The 23367-nt window shown below is 61.3% G+C and carries 19 protein-coding genes, 1 tRNA gene and 1 pseudogene; 11 read left to right on the top strand and 10 right to left on the bottom strand.

Annotation, left to right across the window (positions count from 1 at the left end; genetic code table 11):
• Positions 1–21: 21 nt before the first annotated feature.
• Both deoC and BMAGN_RS05635 read right to left on the bottom strand, forming a co-directional pair.
• On the bottom strand, positions 22–690 hold the full coding sequence (deoC, locus tag BMAGN_RS05630; protein ID WP_022859025.1) for a deoxyribose-phosphate aldolase: 669 nt from the start codon (positions 688–690) through the stop codon (positions 22–24).
• A 318-nt stretch (positions 691–1008) separates the two neighbouring features.
• Positions 1009–2340: a nucleoside transporter C-terminal domain-containing protein gene (locus BMAGN_RS05635; protein ID WP_022859026.1), complete on the bottom strand. Its 1332-nt coding sequence runs from the start codon at positions 2338–2340 to the stop codon at positions 1009–1011.
• Between the two features lie 589 nt (positions 2341–2929).
• Here BMAGN_RS05635 and BMAGN_RS05640 point away from each other — a divergent pair.
• On the top strand, positions 2930–3892 hold the full coding sequence (locus tag BMAGN_RS05640; protein ID WP_022859027.1) for a coiled-coil domain-containing protein: 963 nt from the start codon (positions 2930–2932) through the stop codon (positions 3890–3892).
• Between the two features lie 127 nt (positions 3893–4019).
• Here BMAGN_RS05640 and BMAGN_RS05645 read toward each other — a convergent pair.
• Positions 4020–4093: transfer RNA gene (locus BMAGN_RS05645), tRNA-Ile, on the bottom strand.
• Positions 4094–4238: 145 nt separating this feature from the next.
• Here BMAGN_RS05645 and BMAGN_RS05650 point away from each other — a divergent pair.
• The 7 genes from BMAGN_RS05650 to guaB all read left to right on the top strand — a co-directional run bounded on the left by BMAGN_RS05650 (position 4239) and on the right by guaB (position 12020).
• Positions 4239–5930, top strand: coding sequence for a bifunctional aspartate transaminase/aspartate 4-decarboxylase (locus BMAGN_RS05650; RefSeq protein ID WP_022859028.1), 1692 nt, complete (start codon positions 4239–4241; stop codon positions 5928–5930).
• Positions 5931–6070: 140 nt separating this feature from the next.
• A complete protein-coding gene (rpmE, locus tag BMAGN_RS05655) occupies positions 6071–6283 on the top strand; it encodes a 50S ribosomal protein L31 (RefSeq protein ID WP_026501819.1) in 213 nt (70 codons plus the stop codon).
• Positions 6284–6479: 196 nt separating this feature from the next.
• On the top strand, positions 6480–7568 hold the full coding sequence (gene prfA, locus BMAGN_RS05660) for a peptide chain release factor 1 (protein ID WP_022859029.1): 1089 nt from the start codon (positions 6480–6482) through the stop codon (positions 7566–7568).
• A 9-nt stretch (positions 7569–7577) separates the two neighbouring features.
• Positions 7578–8558 (top strand): peptide chain release factor N(5)-glutamine methyltransferase, encoded by a 981-nt coding sequence (gene prmC, locus BMAGN_RS05665; RefSeq protein WP_022859030.1) that lies wholly within the window; start codon positions 7578–7580, stop codon positions 8556–8558.
• Between the two features lie 66 nt (positions 8559–8624).
• Positions 8625–9284 carry an L-threonylcarbamoyladenylate synthase gene (locus BMAGN_RS05670; protein ID WP_022859031.1) on the top strand — a complete coding sequence of 220 codons (660 nt, stop codon included), beginning with the start codon at positions 8625–8627 and terminating at the stop codon, positions 9282–9284.
• Positions 9281–10420 carry an MraY family glycosyltransferase gene (locus BMAGN_RS05675; RefSeq protein WP_022859032.1) on the top strand — a complete coding sequence of 380 codons (1140 nt, stop codon included), beginning with the start codon at positions 9281–9283 and terminating at the stop codon, positions 10418–10420. Before BMAGN_RS05670 ends, BMAGN_RS05675 begins: the two co-directional genes overlap by 4 nt.
• Before the next feature lie 61 nt (positions 10421–10481).
• Positions 10482–12020: an IMP dehydrogenase gene (guaB, locus tag BMAGN_RS05680; protein WP_026501821.1), complete on the top strand. Its 1539-nt coding sequence runs from the start codon at positions 10482–10484 to the stop codon at positions 12018–12020.
• A 129-nt stretch (positions 12021–12149) separates the two neighbouring features.
• Here the strand turns inward: guaB and nagA are convergent, their stop codons facing one another.
• From nagA to BMAGN_RS05715, 7 genes are all read right to left on the bottom strand, one after another.
• Positions 12150–13379 carry an N-acetylglucosamine-6-phosphate deacetylase gene (gene nagA, locus BMAGN_RS05685; protein WP_022859034.1) on the bottom strand — a complete coding sequence of 410 codons (1230 nt, stop codon included), beginning with the start codon at positions 13377–13379 and terminating at the stop codon, positions 12150–12152.
• A 26-nt stretch (positions 13380–13405) separates the two neighbouring features.
• Positions 13406–14194, bottom strand: coding sequence for a glucosamine-6-phosphate deaminase (gene nagB, locus BMAGN_RS05690; RefSeq protein ID WP_022859035.1), 789 nt, complete (start codon positions 14192–14194; stop codon positions 13406–13408).
• 88 nt (positions 14195–14282) lie between these two features.
• A complete protein-coding gene (locus tag BMAGN_RS05695; RefSeq protein WP_022859036.1) occupies positions 14283–15248 on the bottom strand; it encodes a dihydrodipicolinate synthase family protein in 966 nt (321 codons plus the stop codon).
• A 67-nt stretch (positions 15249–15315) separates the two neighbouring features.
• Complete coding sequence (locus BMAGN_RS05700; protein ID WP_022859037.1) at positions 15316–16149, bottom strand: ABC transporter ATP-binding protein; 834 nt, start codon at positions 16147–16149, stop codon at positions 15316–15318.
• Positions 16150–16183: 34 nt separating this feature from the next.
• Positions 16184–18286 carry a dipeptide/oligopeptide/nickel ABC transporter permease/ATP-binding protein gene (locus BMAGN_RS05705; protein WP_022859038.1) on the bottom strand — a complete coding sequence of 701 codons (2103 nt, stop codon included), beginning with the start codon at positions 18284–18286 and terminating at the stop codon, positions 16184–16186.
• Positions 18287–18290: 4 nt separating this feature from the next.
• Positions 18291–19247: an ABC transporter permease gene (locus BMAGN_RS05710; protein ID WP_022859039.1), complete on the bottom strand. Its 957-nt coding sequence runs from the start codon at positions 19245–19247 to the stop codon at positions 18291–18293.
• A 63-nt stretch (positions 19248–19310) separates the two neighbouring features.
• Entirely contained in the window at positions 19311–20858 is a 1548-nt protein-coding gene (locus BMAGN_RS05715) for an ABC transporter substrate-binding protein (protein WP_026501823.1), read from the bottom strand.
• 293 nt (positions 20859–21151) lie between these two features.
• Here BMAGN_RS05715 and BMAGN_RS05720 point away from each other — a divergent pair, with 293 nt between their 5' ends.
• The 3 genes and pseudogenes from BMAGN_RS05720 to BMAGN_RS05730 all read left to right on the top strand — a co-directional run.
• The gene (locus tag BMAGN_RS05720) at positions 21152–22066 is read left to right on the top strand and encodes a DUF4862 family protein (protein ID WP_022859040.1); all 915 of its coding nucleotides are present in this window, start codon (positions 21152–21154) and stop codon (positions 22064–22066) included.
• Positions 22066–23031, top strand: coding sequence for an ROK family protein (locus BMAGN_RS05725; protein WP_022859041.1), 966 nt, complete (start codon positions 22066–22068; stop codon positions 23029–23031). Before BMAGN_RS05720 ends, BMAGN_RS05725 begins: the two co-directional genes overlap by 1 nt.
• Before the next feature lie 29 nt (positions 23032–23060).
• Positions 23061–23367 (top strand): annotated as a pseudogene (locus BMAGN_RS05730) (N-acetylmannosamine-6-phosphate 2-epimerase); the annotation flags it as partial.

Raw genomic sequence — 23367 nt, forward strand, 5'->3', positions numbered from 1 at the left:
GCCACCTGAAGGTGAGGAAACTTACTCCATTTCCTCGAGGATCTGCACGTGGGCGGAAACGCCAAGTCGCGTGGCGCCCGCGTCGATCATGTCGTAGGCTTCCTTGAGCGAGTGGATGCCGCCGGCGGCCTTGACGCCGAAGTCCGGTCCCACGGTTTCGCGCATGAGGGCCACATCCGGAGCGGTGGCGCCCGCGGTGGAGAAGCCCGTGGAGGTCTTGACGTAGTCGGCGCCCGCGTCCACGGTCATCTTGGTGGCGCGGATCTTCTCGTCTTCCGTCAGCAGGGCCGTCTCGATGATGACCTTGAGCAGTGCGCCCTTGGCGTGCGCGGCGTCGGCCACTGCCTTGATGTCTTCGAGCACGATATCGTCGTGGCCGCTCTTGAGCTCGCCGATGTTGATGACCATGTCCACTTCGTCGGCGCCGTTGTCAATGGCGTCGTTGGTTTCGAACACCTTAGTGGCCGTGGTGTTGGCGCCCAGGGGGAAGCCGATGACGGTGCAGACCTTGACGTCGGTGCCTTCGAGGTCCTTGGCGGCGCGCGGGACCCAGTAGGGGTTCACGCACACGGAAGCGGTGTCGTAGTCCTTGGCTTCGTTGCACAGCTCGTCGATCTGGGCTTCAGTCGCGTCCGCCTTGAGCAGCGTGGCGTCCATATACTTGGCCATCTGTGCCTTGGTGAGTTCCATGGTGTTCCTTTCTAATACGGCCTCGGGGCCGTTCCCTTCCTTGAAAATGCCTTCGCCTTCGCGTCTTCGTTAGCGCTGGTGGGCACCGCAAACCGGTACATGACATTTTCATTTTCTATTGTGCATACGGTTCATGGGCAATGATGCGTGTATGCACAAAGCATATATTTCAATAAAAAAGGAACGTTGAGCTGCCTTGTCCATGACGTTCCCTTGCGTATATAACGTGGATATGGCGACGTTGCTTTACCACGAGTATTCAGTTATAAAGAGCCCTGCCGGGCTGCTGCCGGAGCAACAGCCCAGCGAAAGCGGATGTCACCACTCGAACAGGCCGACCATCGCTGCGGAGCACAGCGAGACGAGGATGCCCGAGAGGAAGATGCGCAGGATCTGCTGCGAGATCACGTCGTTCTTTTCCTTGCTGACCATTCCCTTGAAGCAGGCCACAACCATGCCCAAGGTGCCAAGGTTGGCGAAGGACGTCATGAACACGCAGATCTCAGCCTTGTAGTGCTGCGGGAAGTTGTTGACGGTGTCCTGGATGGCGCCCATGACCACGAACTCGTTGGTGACGAGCTTGAGACCCATGTAGCGTGCGAACTCCCAAGCGGTGCCGCCGTCAAGGCCGAGTAGCCAAGCCGGGATGAACATGAACACGGCCAGGATGTTCTCGAGCGAGAGCTGGTTCCAGATGAGGCCGAGCAGGGCGTCGATCAGGCCCGTCAATGCCACGAAGGCGGTGACGTTTGCGGCGATGATCAGGATCAGCTGGCCACCGGTGAGGATGGAATCGCCCAAGTACGTGAAGAACGGTTCCTTCTTCGGCTTGGCCGGGTTGTGGGTGAAGGCCTTCTTGTACCAAGGCAGAGCCTTGTAAGCGGCAACAGCTTCTTCTTCAGCCTTGCGGGCTTCCGGAGTGGACTCGTCCGGCAGCATTTCGTCGCCAGCGGCCTTGAGGCCGTAGATCACGTCTTCTTCCGGCGTGACCTCGACCGGGTAGAGCATGTGGGAGATGAGCAGGGCGTTGATGCAGTTCAGCGGGATGGCCGTGATGACGAACTCGCCCGGGATCATCTGGATGTAAGCGCCCACGATGGAGGCGGTGATGCAGCTCATGGACATCATGGCGAGTGTGACGTTACGTCCGGCCTTCATGCGTTCGAGCTGGGTCTTGGACACAGCCAGAGCCTCGGTGTTGCCCAGAACCATCATTTCCACGGCGAAGAAGGTTTCAAACTTCGGGCGGCGCGTGATGAAGCCGAGTCCACGACCGATCCACTTGATGATCCACGGCAGGAAGCCGATGTAGGTAAGGATGTCAAACAACGGGACGATCAGAAGGATCGGCAGCAGCGAGCTGGTGACGAAGTTGACAGGGGACGGGTCAGTGCCGTTGGGGCCAACCCAGTTGGCGAAGGTGAAGTTAATACCCTTGTAAGAGATATTAACGATCCAAGCGAATGCATCGGCCACGGCCATAACGGCGGCGCGACCCCATTCAAAGCTGGTGAGCAACCATGCGATCACCAAGTTGAACAGTACCAGGCAACCAACTGACTTCCATTGAATTCCCTTGCGGTCGGCGGAGAACAACCAGCCAAGTCCCAAGAAAATAAGGAGGCCCACAATGTTTACCACGAGATACATGGGAACCTACTTTCCTCTTTCATTTATCGTTACGGTTTCTCGATCCGTAACCATGCCGGCGCCATGTGGTGAAACGTTTAATCACCAGTGCAATGATCTCCACGACTAAACCCTCATTAGTTGGTTGTGGAAAATGGAACACCAGTGGTTTCGCTCTTCAGCGCGCGAGCATTTCCTTTCTCTGTTCTGAAAAGTCTGGTGAGCACATCCGTAGTGGCAATCTTCACCATTCCTTTTCACATTGCTAAGACTAGACCTATTTTCAATGTTCGTTTTACGGCGTGTTGCGTGTTAACTCATGTTCACTTTTCGGAGTGTCGAAGGGAGCAGTAAAGCGTTTTGCCTACAGTTCTAAGGAAATCTCGGTGTTCATTTTCGTGTTCTGATGTGATTTTAAAGTACATCGTCTCTATGAAATGGTAGCGGTAACATCCCCAGAAATTAGCGCTATTCGGTAGGGTTGTTGAATTATTATGTAACCAATGTCTCATTTCCGATATTTTATTTTTTCATATCGCCAATGGGACGCTTCCATGAAGAACGATGCACTGCCGGCCATGGAGCCGACACTTCACGAAGGACAAAGCTGTTGGACGAGCATCATGCATCCGATCCCGCCGACACAATCGGCGGCAATACGCAAGTTTTCTCACCATCGGACCTCCTCGACGAGGTCAGTGACCATGACGACAAGCCTGCCGGACAGGGGCCGCGCCACGGGGCGCATAAAGATTCCTCCACGCGGACCATCAAACAGACTGTAATTATTTGTGCGATTGTGGCTGTCATTATTGCGGGTATCTATACGGCCGTCACGCTGGTACGGCGCAACGCCATGGAACAACTGGCCGTCGCACGCCAGTCATGCGAACAGGTGCAGGCGCAAGTCAAGAAAAAGGCGACCGCCTATAGCGCGTACATGGATCAGGACGCGCAAGCCGCGCAGCATATTACGGCCGTGGATGTGACGGACTCGAACACAGTGGACGAACTGACGAAAATCGTCACCGAATCCGTGCCGCAACAAGTAAACTGCAATGCCTCAAGCGTGGCTCAATACAAGACCCAGGAAGACAAGCTCGGCGATCAGCTCAACTGGTATACCGAACACCAGTCGAGCCTCGAAACAGCCGTGGCGAACGTGCACGAATCCCACGAACAGAAGCGCCTCAACGACGCCTGCACATCGCTGGCATCCGAGCTGCAAAACGCGAGGGAAGTGCTCAACGTAAGCAAAGACCGCGTGGACAACACTGAACAATGGAATACGCTCTCCACGTTGGTCGACCAGGCTGACGATCTGAAAAACAGCGACAACGTGACGAAAATCGCGGACATGACCGAGCGCATCCGGCAGGCGTCCGACGCGGTCAACGAAGCGTACCAACAGAAGCTGCGCGAAGAGGAAGAGGCCGCCCAGGCGCGCCAGCGGGCTCTCGAAGAGGCGCAACGCGCCGCCGAGAAAAAGGCGCAGGAACAGGCCGCCAAAGAAAAACAAAAGTCGCAGAACTCCAAGAAAACGCAACAATCGGAGAAATCTAACAAAAAGTAACATATGTGGGCCGCCAGAGACGGCTCGCCCTATATGAACAGCACATAAAACCTATGCGAACAGCATATAAAAAATGGTGGAGGTTCCCGTCGGAAAACCTTCACCATTTTTCTATGTCCATAACAAGTAGGGCGACAGGGGCTTGAACCCTGGACCGGCGGATTATGAGTCCGATGCTCTAACCGACTGAGCTATCGCCCCGTGAGAACACATCGTGCACTTTAGCAGATTCGCCCGAAAAAGACGAATATCCCAGTAAAGAACAGCCCCCGGGTTCCGCTGCGCTGCATTAAAGTGCCAAGAAACAACATAAATCGCAGTGGCAAGCCAAGGGGGGAATGCATATATGGGCACCACGCACGCGAACAATGCACTTGAAGACATGCGCATCGCGCAGAACGCCGACCGTACTTTTGAACAGGCCGTGGAACACATGTCGCCGTTCGAACGCAAGAACCTTCTGCTCAACTACGCGCGCGAAGGCGACAAGAAATCCACGCGCACGCTGCTGGACGCCGGCCGTGGCAACCCCAATTGGATCGCCACATTGCCGCGCGAAGCGTTCTTCCTGCTTGGCGGCTTCGCCATGCAAGAGGCACGGCGCTCGCTGTACATTCCGGGCGTGGACGTGGCCGGATTGCCCAAATCGGAAGGCTCGGCGGACCGCTTCAAGACCTACCTGTCCGAGCATGGCGGCCAGAAGGCCGCGGAATTCCTGATGAACGCGCTGCATTACGCCTCCGAACAAGGGTATGTGCTTGACGATCTTGTGGAGGAGTGGACGCAGGGCATCGCCGGATGCGAGTATCCCGTACCCGAACGCATGCTGCATTTCAGCGAGCAGATTGTAGGCCAATACCTGCAGCAGGAATTGCTGGGCGGTAAGGCTCCCGATGTCCCGTTCGACCTGTTCGCCACGGAAGGCGGCACCGCGGGCATGTGCTACATGTTCTATGCGCTCAAAAGCAATTTCCTGATCCAGCCCGGTGACAAGATGGCGCTGATGACGCCGATTTTCACGCCGTATCTGGAGATCCCGCATCTGAACGACTACGACCTCGACGTGGTGGACATCAAGGCGACCACCATGGCCGACAATGGCCTGCATTCGTGGCAGTACCCGGACTCCGAGCTTGAAAAGCTCGCCGATCCGTCCATCAAGCTGCTATGTGTGGTCAATCCGTCCAATCCGCCGTCCTACGAGATGAGCGAGGAGTCGCGCCAGAAGCTTGTGGACATTGTGCGCACGAAGAATCCGAACCTCATGATTGTGACGGACGACGTGTATGGCACATTCGTTCCAGGCTACCGCTCGCTGTTCGACGACCTTCCTTACAACACGGCCAGCATCTACTCGTTCTCCAAGTATTTCGGTGCCACGGGCTGGCGTTTGGCTGTGACGGCCGTGTCGCAACACAATATTTTCGACGACCTCATCGCCGCACTACCCAAGGAGAAAACCGACATTCTCGCCGCGCGCTATGCGTCCTTGGGCGACAATGTGCCGGGCATCCGTTTTATCGACCGTATGGTCGCGGACTCGCGTCTCGTGGCGCTCAACGGCACGGCGGGCCTTGGTACGCCTCAACAGATCCAGATGACGTTCTTCGCGCTGATGGCGTTGATGGACACGCAAGGCATCTACAAGACGAAGATGATCGAGATTGTGCACGACCGCTTCAACTGCCTGTGGAAGAGCCTGAAATTGCAGCAGAATCCCGATCCGCTGCGCGCCGGATACTATTCGATCATCGATTTGGAGCTGTGGAGCGAACGCCTGTATGGTGACGAGTTCACGCAATGGCTCAAGCGCAACTACAAGTCGCTCGACTTCGTGTTCCGCCTCGCGCGCGACACGGGCATAGTCGTCATGGATGGCGGCGGATTCGATGCCCCCGACTGGAGTATCCGCGTGTCGCTCGCCAACTTGAACATTGACGACTACAAGCGCATTGGCGATTACGTGTCCTCGCTGCTTAGCGCTTACGCGACAGTATGGCAGGAACAGCGCGAGAAAAACGCGCAGCAGAAGTCCTGAACACGGCGCGGACACGGGCGTTCCGGGAGTGAAAAACCGTTGCGTTCGTCAGGGCGTATACCTATAATTTTTGCGTCCGGTTCACGCTATGCCATAGGGGCATGGCGACCCGGGTCCCCCCGTATCTTTAGGAGACAAATATGAAGCAGGGTATTCATCCTGATTATCACGCAGTAGAGATCACTTGCTCTTGCGGCAACACGTTCGTGACCCGTTCGACCGCCAATGGCGATCACATGACGGTTGACGTGTGCTCCAAGTGCCACCCGTTCTACACCGGCAAGCAGAAGATTCTGGACACCGGCGGTCGCGTGGCTCGCTTCGAGAAGCGTTACGGCAAGAAGACCAAGTGATTCTTGTAGCGTGATGGATACCAGCCTTCGGGCTGGTATTTTTATTTTGCTTGTGGTCTGCACGGCCAGATTGGAGCGCCTTGAACAAGGCCTTGATTGGGTAAGCTGTGGAGACTTGCGCGTACAGTGGTACCGCATACGTTGTTATAGGCCAACTTTATCGATTCGCGTGATCGGCTAGGAGAACGAACCCATCGTGGCAGACGAACAGTTTGCTGCAGCGCTTACCGCTGTGGATGAATACCGCAAGATCGAACAGGAAATGGCGCAGCCGGAAGTGGCGTCGAACCCGGACCAGATGCGCAAGCTGGGGCGCCGCCATGCCGAGCTTGGCACGATCGTGAGCGCCTACCAGCGCTATGCGCAGGTGCGCGACGATCTCGAGGCCGCTGAAGAAATGGCGGACGAGGATCCCGATTTCGCCGAAGAGGCAAAGCGCCTCGAGTCGCAGCTTCCGGCCGTGGAAGAAGCGCTGCGCACGGCGCTGATTCCGCGCGACCCCGATGACGCGCGCGACATGATCATGGAAATCAAGGCTGGCACGGGCGGCGAAGAAGCCGCGTTGTTCGCCGGCGACCTGCTGCGCATGTACATGCGATACGCCGAAAAGCGCGGCTGGACTACGACAATCCAGAACGAGAACAGCACGGAGCTCGGCGGCGTCAAGGACGTGCAGCTGGCCATTCGCGCCAAGGGCACTCCGGCTCCCGAAGACGGCGTCTGGGCGTCCTTGAAGTATGAGGGCGGCGTGCACCGCGTGCAGCGCATCCCCGTGACCGAATCCCAGGGCCGTATCCAAACGTCGGCCGCCGGCGTGATCGTGTTCCCGGAAGCCGACGATGACGATGATGAAATCGAGATCGATCCGAAGGACTTGAAGATCGACATCTTCATGAGCTCGGGCCCTGGCGGCCAGTCCGTGAACACCACGTACTCGGCCGTGCGCATGACGCATATTCCGACGGGCATCGTGGTGAGCATGCAGGACGAGAAGTCGCAGATCCAGAACCGCGCGGCCGCGCTGCGCGTGCTCAAGAGCCGTCTGCTGGCCATGAAGCACGAACAGGAAGCAGCCGAAGCGGCCGACATGCGCCACTCCCAGGTGCGTTCGCTGGATCGTTCGGAGCGTATCCGTACGTACAACTTCCCGGAAAACCGTATTGTCGACCACCGTACCAACTACAAGGCGTACAACCTGGACGCCGTGCTCGACGGCGATCTGCAGGCCGTGATCGACAGCGACATTCAGGCCGATGAAGCGGAACGCCTGGCCCGCCAGCAGTGAGGTCCGGCTGTGACGCAAACGACGCAAGCCTTCGGACAAACCCTTGATTCCATCATTCGCGAAGCGACGGGACGCCTGCGCGATGCGGGCGTGGATACGCCGCATTATGACGCCAAGCTTTTGCTCGCCCAGGCGTTCCACTGTTCGGTAGCGGACGTGGACAAGGCCATGCTTATGCGCTCCACGCCCGCGCAGCTTGTGTGGAGCGTATGGCACGACCAGAATGGCGAGCAAGGCGTGGCGCCCGAAGAGGGATCCGCACAACGCGCGCTCGAGGAGTTTGAATCGTATGTGGCGCGGCGTGCGGGGCGCGAGCCGTTGCAGCATATTACGGGCCATGCTCCGTTCCGTTATATTGATGTGGCTGTGGGACCGGGAGTATTTGTGCCGCGTCCGGAAACGGAAACCGTGGTTCAGGCGGCCATCGACTGGATTGCCGAGCAGGGCTTGCCTTCGCCGCGCGTTGTCGATTTGTGCGCGGGCAGCGGCGTGATTGGTTTGTCCATGTGCAAAGAGGTGCCGGGCGCGCAGGTGTGGGCTGTGGAACTCAATCCCGAGGCCGCGCACTGGGCGTTGCGCAACAGGGACGCGTTGCAGCCCTCGATTGCGGGACTGGACTCGAACTACCAGCTGGAAATCGGAGACGCCACAAGTCCGCTGACACTGGCGCAACTGGACGGCACCGTGGATGTGGTCATTTCGAATCCGCCCTATATTCCGCAAACCGACATTCCCGAACAGCCCGAGACACGCGATTATGATCCGGATCTGGCGTTGTACGGCGGATCCGCGGACGGCATGATGATTCCCGAACAGATCATGGTGCGTGCGGCCGCATTGTTGCGTAGCGGCGGCCTGCTCGTGATGGAGCACGATATTTCACAGGCGCAGCGCACGCGCATGTTCGCGCAGGCGAACGGGTTCGCCACCGCCGTAACACGGGAAGACTTGACAGGACGACCGCGATTTTTGGTCGCCATAAAACAATGAACAAGCGCGCGCCACGCGCAACTGTTCTACGATGGAGACCAAGGATTGGGAAGGCAGGAGAACATCATGAGCGATGTACGTACAGTCAATGAGGAGTCGCTGGCCCGTGCGGCGGAAGTGATCCGTTCGGGCGGCCTTGTGGTGCTGCCGACCGACACCGTATACGGCATCGCGTGCGATCCGCGCAATGCCGAGGCCATTGACAAGATTTACGCGGCCAAGGGACGCCCGAAATTCAAGGCGTTGCAGGTATTGGTCGCTTCCGTAGACGACATTGAGCCGCTCGGACTGTATTTGCCGGCGCCGCTCAACCGTTTGGCGGCCCAGCTGTTGCCGGGCGCGTTTTCCCCGATCTGCGTGGCAGAAGACTCGTGCACGCTGTGCACGCTGAGCCCCACGCCACACGGCAAGAAAACGCAAGGCATCCGCGTGCCCAATAGCGCCGTGTGCCTGCGCATTCTGCGCGCCATAGGCCCGGTGGCGTGTTCGAGCGCCAACCGTTCGGGCGAACAAAGCGCCCAAAGCGTGCAAGAGGCCGTGGAAGCCTTTGGTGACGCGGTAGACCTGTATCTCGATGGCGGCGCCACGCGAGGCCATGTGGCGAGCACCGTCGTGGCCGCCGATCCCAACGGACGTGACGGCGTCGCCATTTTGCGCGAAGGAGTCATTCCCGAATCTGTGATCCGCAAAGCCGTGCACATGAATGGCGGAGCGCTGGGCGCATGAGGGTTTATCTGTTCATTGTGGCCATCGCGGCCACAGCCACATTCCTGTTCACGCCCATCGTGCGCCATGTGGCGATCGGCATGGGCGCGGTGGGGCGCGTACGAGCCAGGGACGTGCATACGATTCCGACCCCGCGCATGGGCGGTCTCGCCATGCTGCTCGGGTTCACCGTGGCGATGTTTGTGGCCTCCCACATACCGTTCCTCAATATCGTGTTCCATTCGAACCATCAGGCGTGGGTGATTTTGATCGGCGCCGTCCTCATCTGTTTGCTCGGCATTGCCGACGACTGTTGGGATTTGGACTGGATGCTCAAATTGAGCGGACAGTTGCTCATTTCCGTATTCGTGGCGTGGGGTGGCCTGCAAATCATTTCCTTGCCGCTCGGCTCGCTCGTGATCGCGTCGCCAAGCCTGTCGATCGCCATTACGGCGTTCCTCATTGTGGTGTCCATCAACGCCGTGAACTTTGTGGACGGCCTTGACGGGCTCGCGGCCGGCATTGTGGCCATTGGCGGCATCGCGTTCGGCATCTACTCGTATGTGCTCGCGCGCACGTCGCCGTCCTACGCGTCGCTGGCCACACTCGTCGACGTGATGCTTGTGGGCATTTGCCTGGGCTTCCTGTTGCACAATTGGCATCCCGCCAAACTGTTCATGGGCGACTCCGGTTCCATGCTGCTGGGCTACCTGATTACGTGCGCGTCGATCGTGATGACGGGCCGCCTTGATCCGGCCTCCATTCACGCCACCATCTATCTGCCGGCGTTCATGCCGATCCTGTTGCCGATTCTTGTGCTGTTCCTGCCTGTGCTCGACATGATCATGGCCATTGTGCGCCGTTTGCGCAAAGGACAGTCGCCCATGCATCCCGACCGCATGCATTTGCACCACCGCATGCTCGCCATAGGCCATACCGTGCAAGGCGCCGTGCTGATTTTGTGGGGTTGGGCCGCACTGATGGCGTTCGGTTCCGTCATGCTGCTGTTTTTCGACCCGTGGGCCGTGGCCATCGGGTTTGTCGTATGCGCGGTGGCGCTGCTGTTGGCCACGATGCTGCCGTACTTGCGCCGCCGCAACGAAGACATGGGCACGGTGGCCGACAGCGAGGACGCTCCGGCCCATCATGCGAAATAGCCTGCGGCGTGCGTGAGACACGCGTAACCATGAAGTCACCCAATGTCCCTATAGTGATTGCATGGCTACAACTGATATGAACTCTGATTATTCATACGCACCACTTCCTCCGATTTTCGCCCCGCTCGGGTTGGCATACGACGACGTGCTGTTGCTGCCGAACGAGACGGACGTCATTCCGTCGGAAGTGGATACCACTACGCATTTGACGCGTAACATCACCATGAAAGTCCCGGCCATCTCCGCGGCCATGGACACCGTCACCGAAGCGGAAATGGCTATCGCCATGGCCCGCAACGGCGGCATTGGCGTACTGCACCGCAACCTGTCCATTGACGACCAGGCGGCGCAGGTGGATGTGGTCAAGCGTTCCGAATCCGGCATGATCACCGATCCGCTGACGGTGAGCCCGGATGTGACGCTGGCCGATTTGGACAAGCTGTGCGGACGTTTCCACATTTCGGGACTGCCGGTAGTGGACGCCCAAGGCAAGCTGGTTGGCATTATCACGAACCGCGACATGCGATTCATCGCTTCCGAGGACTACGACCGCCTGCACGTGCGCGACGTGATGACGAAGGACAACCTCATCACGGGTCCGTCGAACATTTCCAAGGAAGACGCGCACCGCATCCTCGCGGAACGCAAGATTGAAAAGCTCCCGCTGGTTGACGACGAGGGCCGTCTGACGGGCCTGATCACGGTCAAGGACTTCGTCAAGACCGAACAGTATCCGGACGCTACCAAGGATGAGCAGGGACGTTTGCGCGTCGCTGCCGGTGTTGGCTTCCTTGGCGACGCTTGGCAGCGCGCTTCCGCATTGATGGAAGCTGGCGTGGACGCCCTCGTGGTGGACACGGCCAACGGCGAAGCCAAGCTGGCGCTCGACATGATCCGCCGCATCAAGAACGATCCGGCCTTCAAGAATGTGGACGTGATCGGCGGCAACATCGCCACGCGCCAGGGCGCCCAGGCCATGATCGACGCCGGCGCCGACGCCGTCAAGGTTGGCGTGGGACCAGGCTCCATCTGCACCACGCGCGTCGTGGCCGGTGTGGGCGTTCCGCAGCTGACGGCCGTCTATGAAGCGGCCCAGGCTTGCCGCGCCGCTGGCGTGCCCTGCATCGCCGACGGTGGCATCCACTATTCCGGCGATATCGCCAAAGCCCTGGTAGCGGGCGCAAGCTCCGTCATGCTGGGCGGCACGCTGGCCGGCTGTGAAGAAGCCCCGGGTGAGAAGGTGCTGCTGCACGGCAAGCAGTACAAGCTGTACCGCGGCATGGGCTCCATGGGCGCCATGGCTCCGCGCGGCAAGAAGAGCTACTCCAAGGACCGCTACTTCCAGGCCGACGTGACGAGCAGCGACAAGGTCGTGCCGGAAGGCGTGGAAGGCGAAGTGCCGTACCGCGGACCGCTTAACGCCGTGCTCTACCAGATGATCGGCGGCCTGCACCAGTCGATGTTCTACATCGGCGCGCACAACATCGCCGAAATGAGCGAACGCGGACGCTTTATCCGCATCACCGACGCGGGCCTGCGCGAATCGCACCCGCACGACATTGTGATGACGGCTGAGGCTCCAAACTACTCAACTCGCTGATTAGCTGCGAATAATAAATAACAATCCGGTTCATAGGATCCTTTCCTGTGAACCGGATTGTTGATTTTTGGCGTTTAACCCGATTTTTGGCCGCTAACTCGTCCCGTTGCGCGTCATTCGCTACAAGGCCTAGGGCATCGGGTGGCCGGCGCACCAGACGCGCTCGACGCGCCAAGTGTGCGGATCCGTGAGTAGGAAATCGGCGGCGTAGCCGGGTGCCACTAGGCCGAGCGGGGCACCCGTCACGGCGTTGGGCTGGTCAAATCCCAGCGCACGCGCTGGGGTAAGTGTGGCAGCCTCCACGGCCTCGGGCGCCGCGATGCCTAGGTTGAGCACGGCACGTGCAACCGCTTGCTCCAGCAGCAGCGTGGAGCCGGCGATGGCACCGTTGGATACTAGGCGCGCGTGGCCGTCCTGCACGTTCACGTCCAGCGTTCCCAGCAGATAGTGACCGTCGGGGCAATCGGTGGCAGCCATTGCGTCGGTGACCAGCGCGATGCGATGGGGTACGAGATCCCAAGCAAGCCGCACGACGGGGTCCTGTACGTGGAAGCCGTCGTTGATGAGCTCTGGCGTGACGCGGCGGTCCTCGACCACTGCCGGGATAGGGCCCGGCTCGCGGTGGTGGATACCGTTCATCGCGTTGAACATGTGGGTCATGATGGTGGCGCCGGCGTCGATGGCCTCACGAGCCATCGTGTACCCGGCGTCGCAATGTCCGATCGCTGGTATGACCCCGGCGGCGCGGAAGGCGGCGATCGCCTCCAATCCGTGGGGCAATTCCGGGGCGAGCGTGATTTGCCGCAGCGAGCCGTCGGCTGCGTCCAGCAGGCGCGTCACCACCTGTGGCACCGGGTCGATGAGGCACACGGGATCGTGCGCGCCCTTGCGCGCCAGCGCCAAGAACGGACCCTCGAGGTGGCTGCCGAGGATGTCTGGACGGCTGGCCATCTGTGCGTGCACGGTTCTGAGGTTGTGTTCCATCACATCGAGGGGATTGGTGATGAGACTGAGCACTTGGCGGGTGGTGCCGTGCGTCATGTGGCAGGCGCGTGCCATGGCGATGCCTTCAGCGCCGTCGTCGAAGGAGGCGCCCCAACCACCGTGTGCGTGGATGTCGACGTAGCCGGGAGTCAGAAGGCTCCCATCGGCGTCAATAATGTTGTCGATGTCAGCGGTTTGGCGCGCGAACTCCATCTCATCGGTGCCGCAGGCGGTGATAACACCGTCGCGTGCTACCACCCAAGCGCACTCGCGCACGCCGCGCGCATCGATGAGGCGCGCGGCGCGGATGGCGCACGGGCGTGCCGGTTCGGACAGAGCACGCGCGATGGCGAGGGAATGGGTATAGCGGTTCATGGTCGTTGCTCCTTGGTCGTGGCCGGTCAGATGCCCTGCCAAGCAGGTTTGTTGTCGTAGGCCCACCGGTAATAATCGGCGTGGTGCAGCTTGGAGGCGGCCGCGTCGTCCACGATCACCGTGGCGTGCGGGTGCAACTGGAGTGCGGAGGCGGGCCATAGCGAGCAGATGCCTCCCTCTACGGTCTGGGCAATTGCCTCGGCCTTCTGCTCGCCGAACGCGAGCAGGATGAGATGACGCGCCTTGAGGATGGTACCAATGCCCTGAGTGATGCAGTGCGTGGGCACTTGGTCGATGTCATCGTTGAAGAAGCGCGCGTTGTCCCGTCGTGTCTGCTGCGTGAGCGTCTTGATGCGCGTGCCGCTAGCGAGCGAAGATCCGGGTTCGTTGAAGCCGATGTGTCCGTCGGTACCGATGCCTAGGATCTGCACGTCTACGCCGCCTGCGGCCTCGATAGCTGCGTCATAGGCACGCCCGGCGTCCATGATGGTGGCGGGATCGCCGTTGGGTACGTGCACTAGGGCTGGGTCGAGGCCTAGGGGTTCGACCACGGTGCGCGTGATGGTGCTACGGTAGGACTGGGGATGGGAAGGATCGAGCCCGGCGTATTCGTCGAGTGCGAAGCCGCGCACACGGCTCATGTCGATGTGCTCGGCCTTGACGGTGCTGGCGAGCGCCGCGTAGGCGGCCAGCGGGCTGGAGCCGGTGGCTAGTCCGAGCACGGTGTCCGGCTTGCCCTTGATGAGGTCAGCCACGCAACGCGCGTACAGCTCACCGGCTTTGGCTTCGTGGTCAACGATGATGAGTTCGGTCATGGGAACGGTCTTTCTGAGAAGGCCCGCTGGAGTAATCCGGCGGGCAGGGAGGAAAACAGAATCAGGAATGGGGCACGGTGCTAGCAGGTCACTGTGTGGCGAGGCTCACCTCCTCGGGAGTGCGCACCGGCTCGAGCCCGCAGGCTCGCAGCACATCGGCTACGGCGGCCACATTCTCGCCCTGCAGTGGAAGCACTGGGTCGGGCATTTGGTTCGTGTCGAAGATTCCCAGCAGGGCGAGCGCCGTCTTGAATGCGCCCACGCCGGCGCCAAAACCGGCCACGCCACTGGTCACCGTCACGATGCGCATGAGGGCGGCGAGCTTGTCCTGCTCGGCGCGCACGGTGGCCCAGTCTCCCACCTCGGCGGCGTGCCACATGCGCACGTAACCCGTGCACTCCACATTGCCTAGCCCGGGCACTGAGCCGTCGGCGCCGGCCATGTAGGCGCCGTCAACCACCACTTCTTGGCCGGTCAGCAACGTGAGCGGATGGCCGGCTTTGTTGTTATCGTCTACTAGGAAGCGGAAGGCCACGTCGTCGCCGGAGGAATCCTTGACGCCGGTGAGCACGCCGTCCAATCCCAAGCGCACGAGCATCTCGCCGGGCAACTTGACGTGCACGCACACGGGGATGTCGTAGGCGAACAGTGGCAGATCTACGGCTTCATGGATGAGCCGGAAGTGGCGCTCGATCTCCGGCATGCCGCCCAGTGCATAGAAGGGGGCGGTAGCGACGATGGCGTCGGCGCCGAGTTCCTTGGCCACCTTGGCATGCTCGATCACGCGTCGCGTCTCGGTGTCGATGCAGCCGACGAGCACGGGCACGCGCCCGGCGACGGCTTTGATGGAGGCTTCGATGATCTCGCGTCGGCGCTCGTCGGTGCTGAAGACGACTTCGCCGGAGGAACCGAGCACGAAGACGCCGTCGACTCCGGCCTCGATCATGCGGTCGATGGAGCGGGTGAGGCTGTCGCGGTCGAGCTCGCGGTCCTTGGTTAGCGGGGTGACGACGGGTGGGATAACACCGCGGAATCGGCTGGTCTGCTTGGTCATGGCAATCAGGGTCCTTATGGGTTGAGAGGTTGAGTGGGTTGACTTGGTCGGTGGCTCGGGTGGGCCGCTAGACGGCTGGCGCGCATTCGGCGGCCGTCGGGTGCAACAGCGATGGTGCGGCGGCGAGCAGCAGCTGCGTGTAGGGATCGCGCGGGTGATTGAGCACCTGGCGCGCCTCGCCGTGCTCCACGATTTGCCCGTGGTTCATCACGATGATCTCGTCGGAGACATACCGGACAGTCTGGATGTCGTGACTGATGAACACCATCGACAAACCGAGCTCCTTCTTAAGGTCGGAGAGCAGGTTGAGGATCTGCGCGCGCACGGAGACGTCGAGCGCGGATGTAGGTTCGTCGGCGATGATGGCGTCGGGCTTGAGCGCCAACGCGCGGGCGATCGCCACGCGCTGGCGTTGGCCGCCGGAAAGCTGCCCAGGCAGCGCATTGAGCGCAGACTTGGGGAGGCCGACCATGTCGATGAGCTCGTAGGCTCGGTTGACGCGCTCCTGCTGGGTGCCCAGCTTGTGCACAACGAGCGGGTCCATGAGCTGGTCCTGCACGCTCATGCGAGCGTTGAGCGCCGTCGCTGGGTCCTGAAAGACAACGGAAACGACGCGGCCGATGCGCATACGGTCCTTGGTGGTGCGGTGCGTGACGTCCTTGCCCTTGAATAGGACCTGTCCGGAGGTGACCTGCTGCAGGCCACACATGACGTTCGCCGTGGTGGACTTGCCGCAGCCGGACTCGCCGACGATGCCGATGGTGCGCCCGGGCATGAGCTGCAGGCTCACGCCATCCACGGCCTTGACCTTGCGGGGGTGGAGGATCGAGCCGGTGCGGGTCTTGAATTCGACCTCGATGTTTCTCAGATCGATAATGGGGGTGGTGTCCTGCGTGTTCATGGCGTTTCCTTCGTATTCGCTGGGTTCACTGGAGTCACTGGAGTACGGGGACCTTCTGATCTGGGTCCGGATCGGCATCGCGTGCGGGGTTGCCGTCATCGAGCACCTTGCGGATGACGCGGTCGACCTCAGGGTCGTTGGGCGTGCCGTAGGGCTTGTCGATGTCGTCGGGGTGTACCGCGTAGAAGTGCCAAGTGCCCTCCACACGCTTCATCACAGGCTTGGTGTCTAGACCGCGAGTTGGATGCGAGGAGCGTGGCGCGAAGCGGTCGCCCTTGGGGAAGTCCGCCGGGCTGGGCACCGAGCCGGGCACTTGGTGCAGGCGACCGGAGCCGGCCTCGATGGAGGTGACGGAGCCGAGTAGGCCGCGAGTATACTCGTGGCGTGGATCGGTGAGGATTTCACGGGCGGCGCCCTGCTCGACGACCTGTCCGGCGTACATGACGGTGATCGAGTGCGCCACCTTGGCGACGAGCGCTAGGTCGTGGCTCACGAAGATCATGGCGAAGCCGAGTTTCTCGCGCAGCTCATTGAGCAGATCGATGACCTGCTTCTGTACGGTCACGTCGAGGGCAGTGGTGGGCTCGTCTGCGATGACGAGCTTGGGGTCGCGGGTGAGAGCCATGGCGATGAGCACGCGCTGGCGCTGACCACCGGAGAGCTCATGCGGGTAGGATTCCAGCACGCGCTTGGGGTCGAGGCCCACGAGTTCGAGCAGCTCCTCAGCGGTGCGGGTGCCGCCGCGCGAGGTGAGCTGTTTCATCTGCGCTTTGATGAGCATGGAGGGGTTGAGCGAGGAGAGTGCGTCTTGGTAGATCATGGCGATCTCGTGGCCACGGATGGCGTTGTAGCGATTCTGGCTTAGTCCCACGAGGTTCTCACCCTCGAAGAGGATCTCGCCGCTGATCTCGGCCTTGGGATCGAGCAGCCCCATGATGGCCAGCGACGTGATGGATTTGCCGCAGCCGGACTCGCCGACTAGGCCCATCGTTTCGCCGGGGCGCACCGCAAAGTTGAGGTGGTCGACCACGTTCACGTCGCCGTGGCGGGGGAACTTGATGCACAGATCTTTGACCTGGATAACCGGACTCTCCTTGCTGCTGGGTTCCAAGCGGTCCGTGCGGCGGAATTCGGCGTCCTTGAGGGCCATGAGCGAGGCTTCGAGTGTCTCGGCCTGAGTGGCGTAGGCGGCCACAGGGTCGATGAGGATGCGGTCCTCCTCGCGCATACTGGCCTTCTCTTCCTCGTTGCGCTGGATGGGCGCGGTGGGGGCAGCCACCATAGCGTCGGTGATACCTTCGGAGAGGATGTTGAGGCACAGCACGGTGATCATGATCATGAGACCTGGGAACAGCGCCTGCCACCAGAAGCCGTAGATCACGCCAGCCTTGGCAGAGGACAGGATGTTGCCCCATGTAGGCGTGGGCTCAGGGATGCCGGCGTTGATGAAGGACAGCGACGCCTCGAAGACGATGGCGTCGGCCACCGAGAGTGTGGTGAACACCATGACCGGGGCGGCGATGTTGCGCATGACGTGCTTGGCGAGCAGCCAAGGGGCGCGGGCGCCTGAGACGATGCCGGCGCGCACGTAGTCTTTGCCGTACTCACTGATGATGTTGGCGCGTACGATGCGTGCGATCTGCGGAACGTACAGAATGCCGATGGAGATGACGATGCCAATCATGGATTGGCCGAGGATCGAGACGAACACGGCCGCTAGGGCGATACCCGGGATGGACATGACGATGTCGATGCAGCGCATGATCACTTCGGAGATCCAAGTGCGGCTGACGGCGGCAAGCGCGCCGATTAGTGCGCCCACCACGAGCGCGAAGGCGATGGAGGACAAGCCGATGATCAGCGAGTAGCGCGCGCCGTACAACACACGGGAGAGCACGTCGCGCCCGAGGTTGTCGGTGCCGAACAGGTGGTCGGCGGAGGGTGCACGGTAGGTGAGGGTAATCTCGCTAGGGTCGTGCGGTGCGATGAGGGGCGCGAACACGGCGCTGACGATGAGCAGCGCGATGAACACGACGGAGATTTTGGTGCCCAGCGACATCGCCTTCCAACGCTTGAAGGTGAACTTGCCGCCGGCCTTATTGATGTTTTTGACCGTAAGATTCTTTCCGAAAAGCATGGCGTCACACATTCCTGATTCGCGGGTTGATAAGGACGTAGAGCAGGTCGACGATGATGTTGATGATGATGAACGCGAGCGCCACCACCAAGACCACGCCCTGCACCAGCATCGGCTGGTTGTTGTTGATTCCGTCGAACATCGCGGTGCCCATGCCGGGCAGTGCGAAGATGACCTCGATGACGATGGCGCCGCCCATGAGGTAGCCGATCTTCATGCCCAGCACGGTGACCGGAGTGATCAGCGCGTTGCGCAGCACGTTGCGGGCGATGACGACGGGCTTGGGGATGCCGGCGCCCAAGGCGGTGCGCACGTAGTCCTTGTCGAGTTCCTCGACCATCGAGGTGCGGATGATGCGCGTCATGGAGCCGGCCACGGGCATGGCTAGCGCGAAGCACGGCATGGCCATGCGACGCATGTATTCTGCGGGATTCTGGCTGAAGGGCACGAGGTCGCCGGCGCCGGGGAGCCAGTCCATGCGGATCTGCAGGAAGTAGATGAGCAGGACGCCGAGCCAGAAGGCTGGCGTGGCGATCTCGATGATGGAGATGACGCGAATGGCTTGGTCGACCCAAGTGTCGCGGTAGAGGGCGGCGAGTACGCCGAAGACGACCGCGATGACCAGAGCGATGGCCAGTCCGATAAAGGTCAGCTGGAGGGTGAGAGGGAAAGAGGTGGCGATGCGTTCGGCAACGGAGTCCTTGTTGACACCGTACACGCCGAGTTTGCCTTGCAGCATGCCGCCGATGTAGTTCCAGAATTGACGCCACCAGGGCTGGTCGAAGCCCATTTCGTGCCGGTAGGCGGCGAGGGCTTCGGGGGTCGCACTCTCACCGAGAGCGGCGACGGCCGGGTCATATTTAGAGAACGACATGAGGAAGAAGACGAGCAGTGTGACGCCGAAGGCCATGAACGGCAGGGCGATGATGCGCTTGCCTAGAATTCGCAATAGGTTACTCACTGGATGCTCCTGTTAATGGATAGTGGGTGGGGAGGCGGGGCCGCGCCGTTGCGGCCCGACCGGTCAGTGGTTGAGCTTGGCTTGGAGCAGGTCGAGGCCCGTGGTGCCGATGGCTTCGGTCTGCGAGAAGACCCCTTTCTTGAACGCAGTAGTGGTTTTGCGGTGGAAGAGCGGGTAGATGGGGACCTGCTCGGCGATGACGTCGTAGCACTGGTTCCAGTACTCTTGGCGTTCCTCGGCAGTGGGGGCGGCGAGCGCGTTGTCCATGAGCTCGTGGAGGCGGTTATAGCCGTCGCTGCCGTACCAGAAGGTGCGCTGTCGCGTCCAAGTGTTGTCGCCGTAGAACCAGTTCATGAGTAGGTCGGCGTCGTTGCCGAAGACGGAGGGGTCACCGGCCACCAGAGCCATGGAGAAGTCAGCGTCCTCTTTGTCGGTGATGTTCGGGTAGAGAGCCGATGATGCCATGGACTGCAGGTTAGCCTCCATGCCGATCTCGGCGAGGTTGTTCTTGATCTGCGGGGCCAGCTGGGTGATCCAAGACTGGTCGGTAGAGTAGAGCGTGAACTTGATCTTGTCGGTGACGCCAGCCTCTTTGAGCAGCTCCTTAGCTTTCTGCACGTTGTGAGTGTAGACGGTGGAGGCGCGGTGGTAGGCCGGGTACTCCTCAATGAGGTAGCTGGTGGCAGGGGTCGCTTGGCCAGACATCTGGTTGTCGATGAGCTGCTGGGCGTCGATGGCGTAGAGCACTGCTCGGCGCACGCGTGCGTCGTCGAAGGGGGCCTTTTTGGTGTTGAACATGATGTAGGGAGCGTTGAAGGCTTGGACTGTCTTGAGGTCGGTCTTGCGCTGCAGTACGTCGAAGGCGAGGGTAGGTACGAGCTCCATGACGTCGACCTTGCCGGTCTGCATGGCGGTGACGCGCGCTGTGTCGTCCACGGCCACGTTCCACACCATGTTCTTGCACTGTGCTGGGTACTCGCCGTTGTATAGGTCATTGCGTACGAAGGTGACCTTCTGGTCAGTGATGCTCACGTACTTCCATGGACCCGAGCCTGTGGGCAGCGCGGTGAGCTGGTCCTTGTCCATGTCCGCCGGAGCCACTTTGATGAGCGCGAGGCGCTCCTTGAAGGCTGGGAACGCGTACTTGAGATGGAAGGTGACCTGCTGATCGCCCTTGGGTTCGACGCTGTCGATGAAGCTGAGCATCGGCACGTATAGGCCGCCCTTGGTGATGGAACGTTCCCAAGACTTGACTACGTCGTTGGGTGTGACTGGGGTGCCATCTGAGAACTTCGCGCCGTCGCGCAGCGTGACGGTGTATTCGGTATCGGAGACGCGCTCCGGCTCGCCCTTGGCGAGTGCGTTATACATGGAGTAGTTCGAGTAGTTGAAGGCGTAGAGAGGTTCGACTACGTACCAGTTGGCCGACATAGCCAGCGCGCTGGACGTGGAGTTGGGGTTGAAGTCGCGGCTGGCGTAGGCGGCTTCGGCGGTGATGGTGTCGGGCACGGAGGGGCCGGTGGTGGCCTGCTGGGTGCCGCACCCGCCGAGCGCTAGGGCGCCGATGAGCATCGCGGCGGCGACCTTGAGTAGTGTTCTTGTGCGCTTCATTGCTGTCCTTAAGCTTTATTGTGACGGATGGGGCAATGCTTGGGGAAACGTCATTGTTTCGCAGCTGATTTCATCATAAGACATCAGATGTCTGATTGCAAAAATGGCAGACATGACACACCGGTCTGTGTGTATCTGTACACCGCTAACAATGGCTCGCTAATGCGAAAACCGCGATGACACGCCGAAGATAGCGCGCAGGTTGTGTATCGCATGTCGCAGCGAGTCGTGTTGTCTGTTGTCTGATGACATGATATTGTGGGACATAGGATCGCATGTTTCAAGGAGGAACCATGACCCATCCCCACTACGTTGTTGGCGCCTACGCCTCAATGCCCGCGTCCCGCGCGCAGCAAGAGGACTACTACGCACTACTCGGCGCCCAGTCGTGGATCGACGGCGCCGAGCTACCCTGGCCGGGCGACCTTGCCGACGCTGACGCTCGTGCGTGGCTCGCCGCGCAGCTGCCGGCACACTGGCACCACTGCTCCGTCACACTCATCCCCGGCACCATGCGGCGTGTGGGCGACGACGATTCTTTCGGACTCGCCAGCCCGCAGGAGGGCGGCCGCGCTGCCGCGATGCGCATGCTCGCCGAGGCGCGCGACGCCATCGCTGCACTGGCCGATCTACGCGGCTCGGCGGATGTTTCGCTGGTGCAGATCCACACCGCACCTACTGCGCGCGCCGACGCCGATGCCATGCGCCGCAGCCTCGACGAGCTGCTCGGCTGGGACTGGTCTGGCGCCCACATTGCCATCGAGCATTGCGACCGGTACATCCCCGGGCAGTTGCCTGAAAAAGGCTTCCTGCCGATTGAGGATGAGATTGCATTGTGCCGGACCACCGGCGCTGGTCTAGTTGTCAACTGGGGGCGCAGCTGCCTCGAGGGGCACGACCCGGCACTGCCTGAGCGGCACGTGCGCCTCGCTGCCGAGGCCGGAGTGCTACTCGGTCTCATGTTCTCTGGCTCCGGCCCCGAACCTAGTCCCTATGGTGGCGCGTGGGCCGACGGCCACCTGCCCATGGTACCCGACGAACCCACGTCACTAATGACCGCCGAACATATCTGTGCCTGCGTGGCCGCCGCCGGTGCCCCCGAACGCGTGGGCGCGAAGGTATGCGTACCCACGGATGCCACGCTCGACGAACGGCTCGCCTGCCTAGCACATATCCACGATGCGGTGAGCCTGACGGAGGCGGTGTGATGGCACGCTACCTCGCTTTCGACATCGGCGGCACCAAGATCGCCACCGGATTTGTCACACTCGAACCCGGCGCGTCTCCGCGCGTCGAGGACGTGCACACCGTGCCCACCGAAGCCGTGCGCGGCGGCAATGACGTGCTGCAGCGCATCGTTGCACTTGCTGCGGCTCGCATTGGTGAGAGCGACGATATCGCAGCCGTGGGTATCGGTTCGGCCGGAGTCGTCGACCCAGATACCGGCGCCATCGTCTCCTCAACCGACCTCATGCCCGACTGGGCCGGCCAGCCGCTCGGTGCGGCCGTTGCGGCGGCCACCGGACTGCCTGTCGCCGTGGTCAACGACGTCGTGGCCCATGGGCTGGGCGAGGCCGTCCACGGCGCGGGCCGTGGATACGCGCGCGTCCTGTCTGTGGGCGTGGGCACGGGCATCGGGGGTGCCCTCATTGAGGACGGATGCGCGGTTCCGGGCGCCCACGGCGTGGCCGGGCACATCGGGCATATCGCCCACGGCCTAGGTCAGGGCGTGCGCTGCTCGTGCGGCACGCGGTGCGGCCATGTTGAACCTATCGCCTCGGGTACTGGCATTGGCACGCTGTACAACCTCAAAAAACCCGCTGGTGCGCCGCCGGCTAGCGACGGCAAGGCTGTCGCCGAACTGGTTGCCGCCGGTGACCCCTATGCCACGCAGATCCTAGCCATGTCGGCGCGCGCGCTTGGCGAGGCACTCGGAGGCGCGGCGAATCTGCTCGACCCGGACGCCATCGTCATCTCGGGCTCCGTGGTGCGATCCGGTGACGTGTGGTGGCACGCGCTACGGGAGGGCTTCGCCGACGGTGCGATGGCCTTGACGGCGCCCACCCCGCTGCTGGACGGCCGACTCGGGGGCGATGCGCCCTTGGTAGGCGCAGCCGTGGACGCCTCGCGCCGCACTGATCACGCTTGCTCCCCCGTCCATAACTGTCCCTAGTAAACACCCCAGTCCAAAGGAGTCTTCTCATGCATCCTCTCATCGAACATTTGCGCGGCGGCCTAGTTGTCAGCTGTCAGGCGTATCCCGGCGAACCGCTGCGCCACCCTGAGACTATGGCCCAGATGGCTCTAGCCGCCGAGGCCGGCGGGGCGCGAGCTATCCGCTGCCAAGGCTTGGCTGATATCGCCGCCATCAAGGGGCAAGTCAAGGTGCCCGTCATCGGCATCTGGAAGGAGGGCGATGAGGGTGTCTACATCACGCCCACGCTGCGCCACGCGCGCTGCTGCGCGGGCGCGGGCGCCGACATTGTCATCGCCCTCCTTCCAGATGCCG

The sequence above is a fragment of the Bifidobacterium magnum genome, from assembly GCF_000741255.1.
In the GTDB taxonomy this organism is placed as follows: domain Bacteria; phylum Actinomycetota; class Actinomycetes; order Actinomycetales; family Bifidobacteriaceae; genus Bifidobacterium; species Bifidobacterium magnum.

Bases quoted from the DNA above. Each gene is read 5' to 3' on its own strand.
- BMAGN_RS05695 (WP_022859036.1), bottom strand. From the start codon at position 15,248: ATGACCAAGCAGACCAGCCGATTCCGCGGTGTTATCCCACCCGTCGTC.
- BMAGN_RS05635 (WP_022859026.1), bottom strand. From the start codon at position 2,340: ATGTATCTCGTGGTAAACATTGTGGGCCTCCTTATTTTCTTGGGACTT.
- BMAGN_RS05705 (WP_022859038.1), bottom strand. From the start codon at position 18,286: ATGCTTTTCGGAAAGAATCTTACGGTCAAAAACATCAATAAGGCCGGC.
- BMAGN_RS05675 (WP_022859032.1), top strand. From the start codon at position 9,281: ATGAGGGTTTATCTGTTCATTGTGGCCATCGCGGCCACAGCCACATTC.
- BMAGN_RS05725 (WP_022859041.1), top strand. From the start codon at position 22,066: ATGGCACGCTACCTCGCTTTCGACATCGGCGGCACCAAGATCGCCACC.
- BMAGN_RS05720 (WP_022859040.1), top strand. From the start codon at position 21,152: ATGACCCATCCCCACTACGTTGTTGGCGCCTACGCCTCAATGCCCGCG.
- nagB (WP_022859035.1), bottom strand. From the start codon at position 14,194: ATGACCGAACTCATCATCGTTGACCACGAAGCCAAAGCCGGTGAGCTG.
- BMAGN_RS05715 (WP_026501823.1), bottom strand. From the start codon at position 20,858: ATGAAGCGCACAAGAACACTACTCAAGGTCGCCGCCGCGATGCTCATC.
- BMAGN_RS05670 (WP_022859031.1), top strand. From the start codon at position 8,625: ATGAGCGATGTACGTACAGTCAATGAGGAGTCGCTGGCCCGTGCGGCG.
- rpmE (WP_026501819.1), top strand. From the start codon at position 6,071: ATGAAGCAGGGTATTCATCCTGATTATCACGCAGTAGAGATCACTTGC.
- BMAGN_RS05700 (WP_022859037.1), bottom strand. From the start codon at position 16,149: ATGAACACGCAGGACACCACCCCCATTATCGATCTGAGAAACATCGAG.
- BMAGN_RS05650 (WP_022859028.1), top strand. From the start codon at position 4,239: ATGGGCACCACGCACGCGAACAATGCACTTGAAGACATGCGCATCGCG.
- nagA (WP_022859034.1), bottom strand. From the start codon at position 13,379: ATGAACCGCTATACCCATTCCCTCGCCATCGCGCGTGCTCTGTCCGAA.
- deoC (WP_022859025.1), bottom strand. From the start codon at position 690: ATGGAACTCACCAAGGCACAGATGGCCAAGTATATGGACGCCACGCTG.
- guaB (WP_026501821.1), top strand. From the start codon at position 10,482: ATGGCTACAACTGATATGAACTCTGATTATTCATACGCACCACTTCCT.